We start from the raw sequence: 14398 nt of genomic DNA, 5'->3' as shown, positions 1-14398 counted from the left end.
TGCCGCGGGCGGCGCGCGTGACGGCGGTACTGGACATATCGGCCGCACCATGGTTTCGGCGACGCATGACCCGCAGCTCGTACCGCCGGTGATCGCAGACCTCGACCTTCTGTTTCGCGGCGGTGCGATCGGGTTGCTGATGCTGGCGGCGGTGGTGTTCGCGCGTGCGCCGGCCTCGCTGCCGAGCCGGTTCGGCGTGGCGCTGACATCGTGTACGATCGTCGGAACGCTCGCCGGCCTGCCCCACCCACCAAGCGTGTTCGATCCGCTGCTGGATCTGAGCGCGAGCGCGGCGATACCGTTGTTCTGGTTGTTCGCGTGCGCGTGGTTCGACGATGCGTTTCGCCCCACGCCCGCCGCCCTGGGCCTGTCGGCGGCGTTTCTGGGCTGTACGCTGTACGCCAGCCTGGCAGCACGCGGCTGGGCGCCGCCGATCGTCGGGCTGGAGGTGGCGGTCTATCTCGGCGGGATGGCGTTCGCCGTCCATGCGCAATGGCTGGTCTGGCGCAACCGGTCGGGCGATCTGGTCGAGGCGCGACGGACTGCGCGGACGATCTTCGTCGCGTCGATCGGGCTCATCATCCTGTGGCTGCTGGGCAGCGAAATCGTCGGCCGCGTCACGGGCGAGCGCGCGCTGTCCGGCATGGCGGCCGCGGCCGGACTGTTCCTCGGGGCGTTCGTGATCACCGCGCCGCTGTTCGGATTGCGGCATCCCGAGGTCTTCCCCAGCACGATTGCCGGCATAACGGACGAGAACGCGGTGCCGGAGCCCGTGCCGGAACCGCTCGACGCGGCCCTCGAACACCGGCTCGCGGTGATGATGACGCAGGAGCGCGCCTATCGCGATCCCGAACTGACGATCGGCACGATCGCCGCCCGCGTCGAGACGCCGGAATATCGCGTGCGCCGGCATATCAATCGCGGCCTCGGCTATCGCAACGTCAGCGACTATCTCAACGAACATCGGATCGCCGAGGTTCGCGACGCGCTTGCCGACCCGGCGCAGGCGGACGTGCCGATCCTGACGATCGCGATGGACGCGGGCTTCGGGAGCCTCGTGATGTTCAACCGCGTCTTCAAGCAGCGCCTGGGCGAGACGCCGAGCGCGTTCCGGCGGCGGCATATCGGCGGCTAACCCGGTCGCGGACCGGTCCTTTCCGAAAATGACCGGTCGATTTCGAGGAATTGCAGGCCCGCACCGGTCCGGACCGGCAGGGCGACCGCGTTCACCAACAGGACGCGTCGATGCCGAATATTCTCCCTTTCCCGGTCAGGCTGATCGCCACCGGTCTGACCCTTGCCTGCGCCGGCTGTTCCCCCGAGCCGATCGCATCGCCGCGGCCCGACACCACGCTGGTCGATACCGTCACGATCCATCATGCCGGCGGGCGCACCGCCTCGTTCGACGGCATCGTGCGTCCACGCCGCGATCTCGCGCTCGGCTTCAAGACGGGGGGTCGGGTGCTCGCGTTGACGGTGCAGGTCGGCGACCATGTCCGCGCCGGGCAGGTGCTCGCCCGTCTGTCGCGCAACGCGGCGATCGCCGATAGCGGACAGGCGCGCGCCGAACTGGCGGCGGCGAGTGCCGAGGCGGTGCGGGCCGACGAGGCGGCACGACGCGCGGCGGGGCTGGACGGAATCGGTGCGCTGTCGACCGCCGAGGTGCGCGACCGCGCGCTGGCCGCCAGCGCCGCCACGGCGAAGCGCGCTGCGGCCGCGGCGGCAGTCGCGCATAGCCGCGCGACGCTCGCCGACGCGCTGCTGGTCGCGCCGGAGGACGGGGTGGTGACCGAACGCACGGTGGAGCCCGGCATCGTCGTCGAGGCCGGCAGCCCCGTCGTCCGGCTCGCGGCGGGCGCTCCCGAAATCGAGGTGCGCCTGCCCGAGCGGGCGCATCCGGCCGTCGGCACGCTGGCGGATGCGAGCTTCTGGTCGGCGCCCGATACGATCGCCGAGGTACGGCTGCGGCTCATCGGACCGGCGGCCGACGGCGCGCTGCGCCTCCGCACCGCGCGGTTCGCGTTGCTCCGCGACGTCGCGTTGATCCCGTTCAACAGTTCGGCCACCGTCACGCTGCGAACGCCCGATGCCGATGCGACCGTCCGTGTGCCGCTGACCGCGCTCGGCGCGCGCGGCGGCCGGCCGCACGTCTGGTCGCTGTCGATGGCCGGCGACCGCGTCCATCGCCGGCCGGTGCGGCTCGTCGATCTGCGCGGCGACGACGCGATCGTGGCCGGACTGCGCGACGGCGAACGGATCGTCGCGAGCGGCGGCGATACGCTGTCCGAGGGGCAGCGCGTCGTCATGACCGGCGTCGTCCCGGGCGGCAATTGAGCGATGGACCGGTTCAACCTGTCGCGCTGGGCGATCCGTCACCCCGCGCTCGTCGGCTTCCTGATCGCGCTGCTGTTCGCGGCGGGCGCCGCCCAGTTCTTCGCGCTCGGCCGCGACGAGGATCCGGGCTTCACGCTGAAGGAGATGATCGTCGCCGCCGCCTGGCCCGGCGCGACGCCCGCGCAGATGCAGGCGCAGGTCGGCGATCCGATCGAGCGCCGGCTGCGCGCGACCGAGCAGCTCGATTTCCTCCAGACCTATTGCGTCGACGGCCATTGCGTCATCCGCGTCTCGCTGAAGGACGGCGCGCCCAGCAGCCGCGTACCGGCGATCTGGCAACAGGTGCGCAATCGACTGAAGGATATCGAGCCCGATCTGCCTTCGGGGGCATCGGTCGCCGCCGATGACGATTATGCCGATGTCTACGGTTACGTCTTCACGCTGACCGGCGCGGACAATGCCCGGCTGGTGACGCTTGCCGAACGCGCGCGCGAGGCGATGCTGCGCGTCCCCGGCGCGGGCAAGGCGCGGATCATAGGCGAGATCCCGCGCCGCGTGTTCGTCGATCTCGACGGCCGCCGGCTCGCCGCAATGGGCTTGTCGCCGGATGCCGTCGTGCAGGCGCTGGCGAACCGTAGCAGCGTCGCGCCGTCGGGCACCGCCGAACGTTCGATGCGCGTGCCGGTGCGGATCGGCGGTGCGGTCGACGGCGTCGATACGGTCGCGGCCACCGCGGTCGCCGGCGCAACCGGCTCCATCTCCATCGGCGATCTCGGCGTGGTGAGCAACGGCTCTGCCGATCCGCCCGACGGGCTGATCCGCCATGGCGCGCGACCCGCGGTGGTACTGGCGATCGCGATGGCGCCCGGCGCGGACGGGCTCGGCTTCGGCCGGCAACTGGCGCAGGCCGCCGCGAATTTCGCCCGGACGCTGCCCGCCGGGGTCCGGATGACGCAGGTCCAGGACCAGAGCCGCAACATCCGCGAGGCGGTCGATGCGTTCCTCATCAAGTTCTTCTGCGCGCTGTCGGTGGTGCTGCTGGTCGCGTTCGTCACTTTGGGGTGGCGCACCGGCGTCGTGGTCGCGCTGTCGGTGCCGCTGACGCTGGCGATCGTCGCGCTGTTCATGGGGGTGAGCGGGATCGGGCTCGAACGGATCTCGCTCGGCGCGCTGATCCTGTCGCTCGGCCTGCTCGTCGACGATGCGATCATCAGCGTCGAGGCGATGGTCGTCCAGCTCGAACAGGGTGCGACGCGATCCGATGCCGCCGCTTATGCGTGGACGCACACCGCCTTCCCGATGCTGACGGGAACGCTGCTGACGATCGTCGGCTTCCTGCCGGTCGGCTTCGCGCAATCGACGACCAGCGAATATGCCGGCGGCATCTTCTGGGTAACCGGGTCGGCGTTGCTGGTCAGCTGGGTCGTCGCCGTCGTGTTTACCCCCTATCTCGGCGTGCGCCTGCTCCCCGAGGCGCAGGCGCGGCACGACGCCGCCGCGCGATACGACACGCCGCTCTATCGCCGGCTCCGCAGCGTGGTCGAGGCATACATGACCCACCGCAAGGCGGTGGTCGCCGCCACCGCCTTGCTGCTCGCAGCGAGCCTCGCGGGCGCGCTGCTGGTCCGCCAGCAGTTCTTCCCCACCTCCGACCGCCCCGAGATCATCGTCGACGTCAGCCTGCGGCCCGGAGCGTCGCTGACCGCCACCGCGGCGGCGGTGAAACGGATCGAGGCGGGCATCGTCGCGGATCGCGACGTCGCGCAGGTCGACAGCTATGTCGGCGAGGGCGCGCCACGCTTCTATCTGCCCTACGGCCCCGCCCTGCCCGATCCGGCGACCGCGACGATGGTCCTCGTCGCGACCGATCTGCGCGCGCGCGAACGCGTCATCGCGCGGCTTGCAGCAAACCGCGCCGCGCCCGAAGCCAGACTGCATATCCGTCGCCTGTCGCTCGGACCAAGTGCGGGCTTCCCGGTACAATATCGCGTGACCGGCCCCGATCCCGAGACGTTGCGACGCCTGTCGGCGCGGATCGCGACGGTGCTGCGCGCGACGCCGGGTACGACCGCGGTGCAGGTGGACTGGGGAACGCCGTCCGTCGCGATGCGGCTCGATCTCGATGGCGCGCGAGTGGCGCGGCTCGGGCTCGACCGGGCACGGCTGGCGGGCGAGGTCGCGACGATGATGTCGGGTCGGCCGGCCGGCGAGCTGCTGCACGGGACGAAGCGGATCGGCATCGTCGTGCGCGGCAGCGCGGCGGAGCGCAACGATCCGGGGCGGCTCGCCGATCTGGCGGTGAGCACCCCCGGCGGTGCGGTCCCGCTCGGCGAGATCGCGCGGATCGGCGTGACCACCGAACAGCCGATCATCTGGAAACGCGACAATATGCTCTGCATGACGGTGCAGGCGGATATGACGGGCGACGTCCAGGCGTCGGACATCGCCGCGGCCGCCGAGGACCGCATCGCCGCCATCGCGCGATCGCTGCCCGCCGGCTACCGGATCGAGGCGGGCGGCGACGGCGAATTGTCCGCCAAGGCGAATGACGCGATCTACCGGCTGCTGCCGATCACCGTCGCGCTGATGCTCCTGCTGCTGATGATCCAGTTGCAGAGCATCGGTCGCACGCTGCTGGTGCTCGCCACCGCGCCGCTCGGCGTGATCGGCGCGGTGGCGGCGCTGATCCTGACCGGCGCGCCGTTCGGCTTCGTCGCGCTGCTCGGGCTGATCGCGCTTGCGGGCATGATTATGCGCAATTCGATCATTCTGGTCGATCAGGTGACGCACAACCAGGCCGGGGGCATGGCGCTCCACGCGGCGATCGTCGCGGCGACGATCGGTCGCGCCCGGCCGGTGGTGCTGACCGCGCTGGCCGCGGTGCTCGCGTTCATTCCGCTGTGCTTCAACATCTTCTGGGGACCGATGGCGATCGTCATGATCGGCGGGCTGATCGGCGCGACCGCGCTGACCCTGGTGGCGCTGCCGGCGCTCTATGCGCTGGCGTTCGATCGCCCGTCGCCCCTCACCGAGCAGGACAATCGACATGGGTGATCGCAAATGGCCGCTGATGCTCGCCGTCGCGCTGGCGGGCTGCACCAGCGGGCCGGATTTCACGCCGCCCGCACCGATCCTGCCGCCGGTCTGGCAGGCGGCGGATACCGCCGCGTCGCCGACCCCCGGCGATGTGCCCTGGTGGCGCAGCTTCGACGATCCGGTGCTCGACGCGCTGGAGGTGCGCGCCGGCACCGCCAATCTCGATATCGCAGCGGCGATCGAACGGATCACCGCCGCGCGGATCGAACGCGGCCAAGCGCGCGCCGCCGGCGCACCGCAGGTCGAGGGGCAAGCGGGCTATAGTCGCGAGCGTCTCGGCACGGCAGGCATCGCTTCGGTCACGCACACGCTGCTCGGGATCACGCCGGCGACGACCCCACCCAAAGGCGTCGACTTCGATCTCTATAGCGTCGGCGTCGGCGCGAGCTGGGAGCTCGACCTGTGGGGCGGCCACCGCCGGCAGGCCGAGGCGGCCCAGGCCGCGGTCGAGGCCAGCGACGCCGCCGCGCGCGGCGTGCGCCTGTCGGTCGAGGCGGAAGTGGCGCGTACCTATTTCCAGTTGCGCGGCCTGTGTGATGAGCGCCGGATCGCGCAGGACGGCGCCGGCCTCGCCGAGCGCAACGTCGGGATCGCCCGCACGCTGCTGGCGCGCGGTCTCGCCACGCCGATCGACGTCGCCGCGCGCGAGGAGGCCTTGCGGACCCTGCGCGGCGAGATCGTCGACCTCGACCAACAGGCGGCGATGGCGATGCGCGCGCTGGCGATCCTGATCGGCGCGACCCCGGATAGCGTGCCGGTCGACCCCGCGACACAGCCGCCGCCACGACCGTTGCCGCCGGTGGCGGTGCGCCTGCCCTCGGCGGTCGCGCGCCTGCGCCCCGACATCATCGAGGCCGAAGCACGGCTCCACGCGGCCACCGCGCGGATCGGCGTCGCGCAGGCGGATTTCTACCCGAAGATCAGCCTGACCGGGCTCTTCGACATCGACGTGCTCCATCTCGCCGATTTCGGCTGGGACGCGCGCAGCACCAGCATCGGGCCGCGCCTGTCGCTGCCGATCTTCTCCGGCGGCCGGTTGCAGCGGCAACTCGACTTGCGCCGCTCCGAAGCGCGCAGCGCTGCGCTCGCCTATCGCCAGACCGTCATCACCGCATGGCGCGAAGTGGATGACGCCTTGTCGGCCAGCCGCGCGGCGACGGCGCGCCTCGATCTGTCCGACCGCGACCTCGCGTCGCGGCGGCGGACGGTGGCGATGGTCGAGGCGCGTCATGCGCGCGGCGATCTGGCGGCGGGGCCGGTGATCGAGGCACGGCAGGCGGCCCTGTCGGCGGAACGCGCGGCCATACGACAGCGGGTCGCCGCCACTCTCGCGCGTATCCAGCTTCACCGCGCGGTCGGCGGCTAGGTTCGCGCGGCCGCGCCACGTCCCTAAAAAATCTGCCGGCAGCCTCTTGATCTCGCGATGACGATTCCCAGTTTTTGCGCGCCGGACGCCGAACCGGGTCCGGACCGGACATCGAGGGCGCCGGTTCACGCGCCGGTGCCGCTCATGTCCAGATCGCTTCACAGGAGGATTTGGAGATGAGGACCAATTTCGATTTCACGCCATACCGCCGCTCGACGGTGGGGTTCGACCGCCTGTTCGACCTGCTCGAAACGGGCCGCAGCGACGCCGCCGACGGCTACCCGCCGTTCGACATCGTGCGCGAGGGCGAGGATCGGTATCGCATCACGCTGGCGGTCGCCGGCTTCCGCCCCGACCAGATCGAGGTGGTCGCGCAGCAGAACCAGCTGATCGTCACCGGCAAGCGCGACGAGGAGAGCGGCGAGGCGCGCTATCTGCACCATGGCATCGCCGCGCGGCCGTTCGAGCGGCGCTTCCAGCTCGCCGATTTCATCGAGGTGGACGAGGCGCGTTGCGACAACGGCCTGCTCAGCATCGCGCTGAAGCGTGTCGTTCCCGACGCGTTGAAGCCGCGCCGGATCGCGATCGAGGGTGGTTCGTCCGCCACCCCCGCGCGCATCGGCGAGGGCAGCAGCGACGCGCTCCGCGCCGCCTGATCCCTCGATCGACCTGCATCATGCCACTGACCACAAAGGAGACAGGACCCATGGCCATTCGTGATCTGATCCCCTGGAGCCGCACCGACTATCGCGTCCCGGCGCCGTTCGCGGTCGAGCAGGACCGGCGCGATCCGTTGCTGTCGCTGCACCGCGAGGTGAACCGCCTGTTCGACGATGTCGTGCGCGGCTTCGGCGTGCCCGCCTTCGCCGGTACGGAGCGCGCGTTGCTGTCGCCCAGGCTCGAACTCGGCCAGACCGATGCGGAGATCCGCGTCATTGCCGAGCTGCCCGGGCTCGACGAGAAGGACGTCGAGATCGTCGCCGAGGACGGCGTGCTGACGCTGCTCGGCGAAAAGAAGTCGGAGGTCGAGGACAAGGACGGCGGCTATTCCGAAGGCAGCTATGGCCGGTTCGACCGGCGGATCGCTTTGCCGCGCACCGTCGAGACGGACAAGGCGAGCGCACGCTTCCGCAACGGCGTGCTTACCGTCACGCTGCCGAGATCGGCGGCCGCCGCCGACACCGTCCGCCGCATATTGATCCACAGCGATGCGGCCTGATCGGCGCGTTCAAACACGCCGACCGATCGAGCCAGCCCCACGCGACGCCCCGGCCGCAGCCGTGAACGTCGCGTGCGGCGGTGCGTTATTGCGCCTCGCGTGTCGTCGTGATCTTGCCGTAGACCGGCGCCTTGACGGTCGTCAGGCGATCGGTGGCGTCGCCGGTGAGGTCGAAGGCGACGATGCGGTTGGCGCCGACCTGCATCCACGGCGCAGGCGCATAGAGCGTATGCACCGGGCCGATCGACCAGAAGCGGCCGAGATTGTGCGCGCCGAGCCAGAGCTGCCCCTTATGCAGGCCGCGCATGTCGAGATAGGTGTCGCCCGGCCGGTCGACGGTCATCTCCGCCTCATAGAAACACGGGCCGGCGCAGGGCGCGGCGGTGAAGCGCAGCCCCGATAGATCGTCCATCGGCAGGCCGTACATCCGCCAGTCCTCCAGCACCGCGCCGTCGAGCGTCACCGCGCCGGTCAGCCCGGTCTGCTCGGTGCGGATCGCACGTGAGTAATTCACCCGGCCGGTGTTCTCGACCAGCACGTCGAGCGTCGCGGCACCGGCGCGGGCGGGCAGCGTCACCGTCTCCTGTCCCAGCCGGCGGTCGAGCGCGCCGACCAGCTTGCGGTCGACATAGACCTGCGCGTAGCTGTGCATCCCCTTAAGCGTCAGCGTCTTGCGCGCGCCCGCCGGCAGCGCGACGCGATACAGGACATAGCCGTAATTCTGATCGAGTTCCTCGAAGGTCATCGGCAATTTGGCGCGGACCGGTTCGGGCAGATGGTCCCAGAGCGACGCGCTGCGTCGGATCGGCGAGACCGGGAAGGTGACCGCGACCGTCGGCGCCGGGGTCGGCGCGGCGGGCTTGCCGGTGACCGCAGCGATAGCATTGGCGATCAGCGCATATTTGTAGCGCGGATTGCCCGCCTCATCGATCGGCGCGTCGTAATCGTAGCTGGTCGTATCGGGGTGGTAATCGGTGCCGGTGTGCGAATCGGCGCCGTTCATCCAGCCGAACGTCGTGCCGCCGTGGACCATATACAGCGAGATCGAATAGCCGCGCTGCAGCATGAAGCGCATCTCCTCGGCTTCCTTGCGGCCGTCCGTCTCGTGATGGTCCTCGCCCCATTTGTCGAACCAGCCCGCCCAATATTCGCCGACCATGCGCAGGCCCGCGGGCCGATACGCCTCGAGCTTGGCGACCGCATTGGCCGCGCCGCCCGAGCCGAAATTGACCACCGAGGGCAGATGCGGCAGCGAGCCCTTGGCGAGGTCCGACGCCTGGTTCGAGGTGAACAGGATGCCGTCGGCGAGGCCGGCACGGCGATAGGTCGCCTCCAGTCCCTGCAGATACGCCTTGTCGTCGCCGAACGCGCCATATTCGTTCTCGAGCTGCACCGCGACGATCGGCCCGCCGTTGGCGAGCAGCAGCGGCTTCACCTCCTGCCCGAGCCGGACGATCCAGCGCTCGACCGCGGCGGTATATTCGGGGTCGGTCGAGCGCAGGACGAGCTTTCGATCCTTGAGCAGCCACGCCGGATAGCCGCCCAATTCCCATTCGGCACAGACATAGGGGCCGGGGCGCAGGATGACGTTCAGCCCCTCCGCCTGCGCGTCGCGGATGAAGGCGGCGATGTCGTTCTGGCCGCTGAAATCATAGACGCCGGGCCGCGGCTCGTGGACGTTCCAGAAGGCGTAGGTGGTGATCGTATTGAGCCCCATCGCCTTCGCCTTGCGCAGGCGGTCGCGCCAATAGGCGCGCGGGATGCGGACGTAGTGGATCTCGCCCGAGATGACCTGATACGGCTTGCCGTCCTTGACGAAGCCGGCGCCGCTGACCGCGAAGCTGCGCGCCGGGGCCTCCGCATGCGCGCCCGTCGTCGCCGCCACGATGGCGAGCGCAGCCCCCCATATCGATCGCTTCGCCAAGGTCATTCGTCTCTCCCCGTTATGGATTGGTCGTGGCCGCCAGCGCCGCGTCGATATCCGCCGCCTCGTGCCGTTCGCGCAGGATGCTGCCCGGCTCGCCGACGATGCGCCCGCGCCGCACCGGCTCGCGCGCGGCGATCCGGTCGGTCCAGCGCTGCAGATTGGGATAGTCGCCGGCGCTCAGGAACGTGCTCGCGCCATAGGTGCCGGTCAGCAGCCCGCCATACCAGGGCCAGACCGCGATATCGGCGATCGAATATTCGTCGCCCGCCAAATAGCTGTGCTCCTTCAGATGCGTGTCGAGCACGTGGAGCTGGCGCTTGGCCTCCATCGCATAGCGGTCGATCGCATATTGGATCTTGATCGGCGCATAAGCGAAGAAATGGCCGAAGCCGCCGCCGACGAACGGTGCCGAGCCCATCTGCCACATCAGCCAGTTGATCGCCTGCACCCGCGCCGCCGGACCGGTCGGCAGGAAGGCGCCGAATTTCTCGGCGAGATAGAGCAGGATCGCTCCGCTCTCGAACACCCGCGTCGGCGGCGTCGTGCCGTGATCGGCGAGCGCCGGGATCTTGGAATTTGGATTGAGCGCGACGAAGCCGCTGCCGAACTGGTCGCCCTTGCCGATCTCGATCAGCCACGCGTCATATTCGGCGCCGGCATGGCCCGCCGCGAGCAGCTCCTCAAGCAGGATCGTCACCTTCTGCCCGTTGGGTGTGCCGAGCGAGTAGAGCTGGAGCGGATGGCGGCCGACCGGCAGCGGCGCATCGTGCGTCGCGCCTGAGACGGGGCGGTTGATGCTGGCGAACTGGCCGCCGTTCGCCTGAGTCCACGTCCACACCTCGGGCGGTGCGTAGCCGGCGGGCAGATTGTTCGCGCTATCCTGATCGGCCATGGTCGGTCCTTTCGTCGTTGGTCTATCGCCGGGTCCGCCGGCCGCCAAGCTCGCCGGCCTAGCGGCCTGTTCGGCAAGGGTTTTGTCGATCGGCCGGCTGACTAGACCGCGGCGCGGTCGAGCGCCTGGCGCAGGTCGGCGAGGATGTCCTCCTCATGCTCCAGACCGACCGACAGGCGGACGTAGCCGTCGGAGACGCCGGTCGCTTGCCGTTCCCCGGACGACAGCTGCGAATGGGTCGTCGACGCCGGATGGATCGCGAGGCTGCGCGCGTCGCCGATGTTGGCGACGTGATAGAAGAGCTCCAGCGCGTTGATGAAGGCGCGCCCCGCCGCCTCGCCGCCGGCCAGTTCGAAGCCGACGAGGCCACCCTGCCCGCCGGTCAGATAGCGCGCGGCCCGTTCCGCCTGCACGCCGGTCTGCACCGAGGGGTGGATGACGCGGATCACCTCGGGCCGCGACTGGAGGAAGGCGACGACCGCCGCGGCATTGGCGCAATGGCGCGGCATGCGCAGCGGCAGCGTCTCGAGCCCCTGCAGGATCTGAAAGGCGTTGAACGGCGACAATGCCGCGCCGAGATCACGCAGCAGCACGGTACGTGCGCGCAGGATGTAGGCGATCGGCCCCAGCGGTTTCGCCGCCTGGCTCCACACCGCGCCATGGTAGCTGGCGTCGGGCGTGTTAAGCAGCGGCTGGCGCTCGGGAAACGCCTCCCAGTCGAAATTGCCGCCGTCGACGATGATGCCGCCGATCGACGTGCCGTGGCCGCCAATATATTTGGTGGTCGAATAGACGACGATCGCCGCGCCGTGATCGAACGGCCGGGCGAGCAGCGGGGCCGCGGTATTGTCGACGATCAAGGGGATGCCGAGCGGCCGGCCGAGCGCCGCGATCTCGGCGATCGGCCCGACGATCAGCTTGGGGTTGGGCAATGTCTCGACATACCAGGCGCGCGTCCGCTCGTCGCTCGCGCGCGCGAAGGCGTCGGGATTGGCGGGATCGACGAAGCGCACCTCGATCCCCTGGTCCTTCAGCGTGTTGGCAAACAGGTTCCACGTGCCGCCGTACAGATCGGTGCCGCTGACGATATTGTCGCCGGCACGCGCGAGATTCTGCACCGCATAAGCGGATGCCGCCTGTCCCGACGCCACGGCCAGCGCGGCAGCTCCGCCCTCGATCGCGGCGATCCGCCGCTCGAGCACGTCGGTCGTCGGATTGCCCAGTCGGGTATAGATATTGCCGAGTTCGCGTAGCGCGAACAGGTCGGCGGCGTGATCGGTGTCGCGGAACTGGTAGGAGGTGGTCTGGTAGACCGGCGGCGCCACCGCGCCGGTCGCCGGATCGGCGCGCCAGCCGGCGTGCAGCGCGAGCGTTTCGGGGTGCAGCGTGTGATCGACCATGGCCATCGTCCTCTTCGAGCGGGTGCTGTGTCGACCGCGATGCTAGCCACGCGCCGTTCGAAGGGGAGATACTTTTGCTTGCCGCCGCCCAGCCGGCGCCATGGCCGTGGGCCGCGTCGCGGGATCAGCCGGGCGTCACGTCGACGGCGAGATCGGCGCGCATCGCGCTCCGCTCGATGAGGACGGCATTGGGCTCGTCGGTACGATCGATCCAGTCGAGCGCCTCGGCGCGGCTGCGTCCGAACGCCATGTGTCTCGCGAGCAGCCAGTCGCGGCGTTGTGCCGGCGGGGTGCGGACGTAGCAGCAGCGATCCAGCAGACCGCGCACCGGCGACCATGGCCCGTCGAGGAGCAGGTAATTGCCCTCCACCACGACCAGCGGTGTGCCTGCCGGCACCGGGATCGCGCCGGCGATCGCCTCTTCGATCGCGCGTTCGAACCGGGGGGCGTAGACGGTTTCGCCGGCGACCGGATGCCGCAGGCGATCGAGCAAAGCGACGAACCCGGCGACGTCGAACGTGTCGGGCGCGCCCTTGCGATCGCGGCGGCCGAGCCGGTCGAGCTCCGCATTGGCGAGATGGAAACCGTCCATCGGCACGACGACCGACCGGTCGGCGAACTGCCGCGCAATCCGGTCAGCGAGCGTCGACTTGCCCGCGCCGGGCGGACCGACGACGCCGAGCAGCGCGCGGCCGCGGCGGGCGAGCAAGGCGTGGATCGCGTCGCCGAGCGGTGCGGGTAGCGCCTCCGTCATCGCGCCGACGCGAAGGTGCCGTTCTGCAGGCTCGCCTCGATCTCCTCGAGCGATCGGCCCTTCGTCTCGGGGACAAAGCGCCAGACGAACCCCCAGGCGAGCAGGTTCATCCCCGCGAACAGCCAGAAGGTCGCAGCGGTGCCCAGCCCCTCGACGAGGCTGAGCGTGGTCAGCGTCACCAGCAAGTCGAAGCTCCAGTGCGACAGAGCGACGAGGCTCATCCCCTTGCCGCGCACCGACAGCGGAAACACCTCCGCGCCAACCAGCCAGATCGCCGCCGAGATGCTGCCGACGTTGAACACCTCGTAGCCGAGCAGCCCCGCCGCGGCGACCCAGCGCATCCCGCCGGTCGGCGCGCCGTTTGCGAAGGCGACCGCGATCATCGCCAGCCCGATCACCGCCCCCGGCAGGAACCGCAGCATCAATCTACGCCGCCCCCAATGATCCACGGCCCAGGTGCCGAAGATCGTCGTCAGCACGATCGTCACGCCGACGACGAGTGCAGTCAGCAGCGCCGCATTCTGGCCGAGCCCGGCGTTGGTCGCGATCGTGGGCGCGTAATAGATTACCGCGTTGGTGCCGGTGATCTGCGAGAACATCGCGACGCCGGCGCCGGCGATCAGTGCCGGGCGCATGCGGCCGGACAGCAACGTCCGCCAGCGCCCCTCGACGTGCACCGTCTCGCCGATCGCGGCGAGTTCGGTCTCGACCTCCGCCGCGCTCGGCCGCAGCCGTGCGAGGATGGCGCGCGCCTTCGCAACGTCGCCCTTGAGCGCGAGATAGCGCGGGCTTTCCGGCAGCACGATCATGCCGATCAGCAGGATCGCCGCCGGCACGACGCCGAGCAGGAACATCAGCCGCCAGTCGCCGCCCTCGCCCAGCAGACCGTCGGCGACGTGGCTGCCGCCGAGCAGCCAGCCGACGATCGTCGACACCAGGATGCCGCCGACGACCGCGAGCTGGAACATCACCACCATCGCGCCGCGCCGCGCCGCCGGGGCCAGTTCGGCGATATAGACCGGGATGATCTGGCTCGCCGCGCCGACCGCGAGGCCGAGGACGAGACGCGCGGCGGTCAACGACGCCACCGAGCCGGCGACGGTCGACGCCACGGAGGCGATCATGAAGACGATGGCGGCGACCATGACGGTGGGCCGCCGGCCGATCCGGTCCGACAGCGGCCCGGCGCCCATGCATCCGACGAGCGCGCCGGCGACGATCGCGGCGGTGACGATCTGCTTGCCGACGACCGAGATCGGGAAGCTGTCGCCGATGAACAGCAATGCCGCCGAGATGATGCCGGTATCGTAGCCGAACAGCAGGCCGCCCAGCGCGGCGATGCCGGCGATCAACAGGACATGAGCACGCATCCGCAATCCTTCGTTCCGGCCGATCGACGGCTGACACCCG

The 14398-nt window shown here is 70.0% G+C and carries 11 protein-coding genes; 6 read left to right on the top strand and 5 right to left on the bottom strand.

Annotation, left to right across the window (positions count from 1 at the left end):
* The first annotated feature begins 49 nt into the window (after positions 1 to 49).
* The 6 genes from MC45_RS02610 to MC45_RS02585 all read left to right on the top strand — a co-directional run bounded on the left by MC45_RS02610 (position 50) and on the right by MC45_RS02585 (position 8015).
* On the top strand, positions 50 to 1135 hold the full coding sequence (locus tag MC45_RS02610) for an AraC family transcriptional regulator (RefSeq protein ID WP_052075490.1): 1086 nt from the start codon (positions 50 to 52) through the stop codon (positions 1133 to 1135).
* A 110-nt stretch (positions 1136 to 1245) separates the two neighbouring features.
* On the top strand, positions 1246 to 2334 hold the full coding sequence (locus MC45_RS02605) for an efflux RND transporter periplasmic adaptor subunit (RefSeq protein WP_156143764.1): 1089 nt from the start codon (positions 1246 to 1248) through the stop codon (positions 2332 to 2334).
* Positions 2335 to 2337: 3 nt separating this feature from the next.
* Positions 2338 to 5388, top strand: coding sequence for an efflux RND transporter permease subunit (locus tag MC45_RS02600; protein ID WP_038659144.1), 3051 nt, complete (start codon positions 2338 to 2340; stop codon positions 5386 to 5388).
* Complete coding sequence (locus MC45_RS02595; RefSeq protein WP_038659142.1) at positions 5381 to 6796, top strand: efflux transporter outer membrane subunit; 1416 nt, start codon at positions 5381 to 5383, stop codon at positions 6794 to 6796. Before MC45_RS02600 ends, MC45_RS02595 begins: the two co-directional genes overlap by 8 nt.
* A 176-nt stretch (positions 6797 to 6972) precedes the next feature.
* Positions 6973 to 7452 carry an Hsp20 family protein gene (locus MC45_RS02590; protein ID WP_038659139.1) on the top strand — a complete coding sequence of 160 codons (480 nt, stop codon included), beginning with the start codon at positions 6973 to 6975 and terminating at the stop codon, positions 7450 to 7452.
* Between the two features lie 50 nt (positions 7453 to 7502).
* Positions 7503 to 8015, top strand: a complete 513-nt coding sequence (locus MC45_RS02585; RefSeq protein ID WP_038659136.1) for an Hsp20/alpha crystallin family protein — start codon at positions 7503 to 7505, stop codon at positions 8013 to 8015.
* Positions 8016 to 8100: 85 nt separating this feature from the next.
* Here MC45_RS02585 and MC45_RS02580 read toward each other — a convergent pair whose 3' ends face one another.
* The 5 genes from MC45_RS02580 to MC45_RS02560 form a co-directional block, all read right to left on the bottom strand.
* Entirely contained in the window at positions 8101 to 9945 is a 1845-nt protein-coding gene (locus tag MC45_RS02580) for a glycoside hydrolase family 35 protein (RefSeq protein WP_038659134.1), read from the bottom strand.
* A 13-nt stretch (positions 9946 to 9958) separates the two neighbouring features.
* A complete protein-coding gene (gene yghU, locus MC45_RS02575; protein ID WP_038659132.1) occupies positions 9959 to 10834 on the bottom strand; it encodes a glutathione-dependent disulfide-bond oxidoreductase in 876 nt (291 codons plus the stop codon).
* 101 nt (positions 10835 to 10935) lie between these two features.
* The gene (locus MC45_RS02570) at positions 10936 to 12234 is read right to left on the bottom strand and encodes an O-acetylhomoserine aminocarboxypropyltransferase/cysteine synthase family protein (RefSeq protein ID WP_038666286.1); all 1299 of its coding nucleotides are present in this window, start codon (positions 12232 to 12234) and stop codon (positions 10936 to 10938) included.
* 124 nt (positions 12235 to 12358) lie between these two features.
* The gene (locus MC45_RS02565; protein ID WP_052075488.1) at positions 12359 to 12988 is read right to left on the bottom strand and encodes a nucleoside/nucleotide kinase family protein; all 630 of its coding nucleotides are present in this window, start codon (positions 12986 to 12988) and stop codon (positions 12359 to 12361) included.
* Positions 12985 to 14358, bottom strand: coding sequence for a sugar porter family MFS transporter (locus MC45_RS02560; protein ID WP_038659129.1), 1374 nt, complete (start codon positions 14356 to 14358; stop codon positions 12985 to 12987). Before MC45_RS02560 ends, MC45_RS02565 begins: the two co-directional genes overlap by 4 nt.
* Between the last annotated feature and the right edge of the window lie 40 nt (positions 14359 to 14398).

The organism is Sphingomonas taxi, from assembly GCF_000764535.1.
Classification (GTDB): Bacteria; Pseudomonadota; Alphaproteobacteria; order Sphingomonadales; family Sphingomonadaceae; genus Sphingomonas; species Sphingomonas taxi.
The sequence above is the reverse complement of the archived record's forward strand: the minus strand, read 5'-3'. Positions and strand labels throughout refer to the sequence as shown.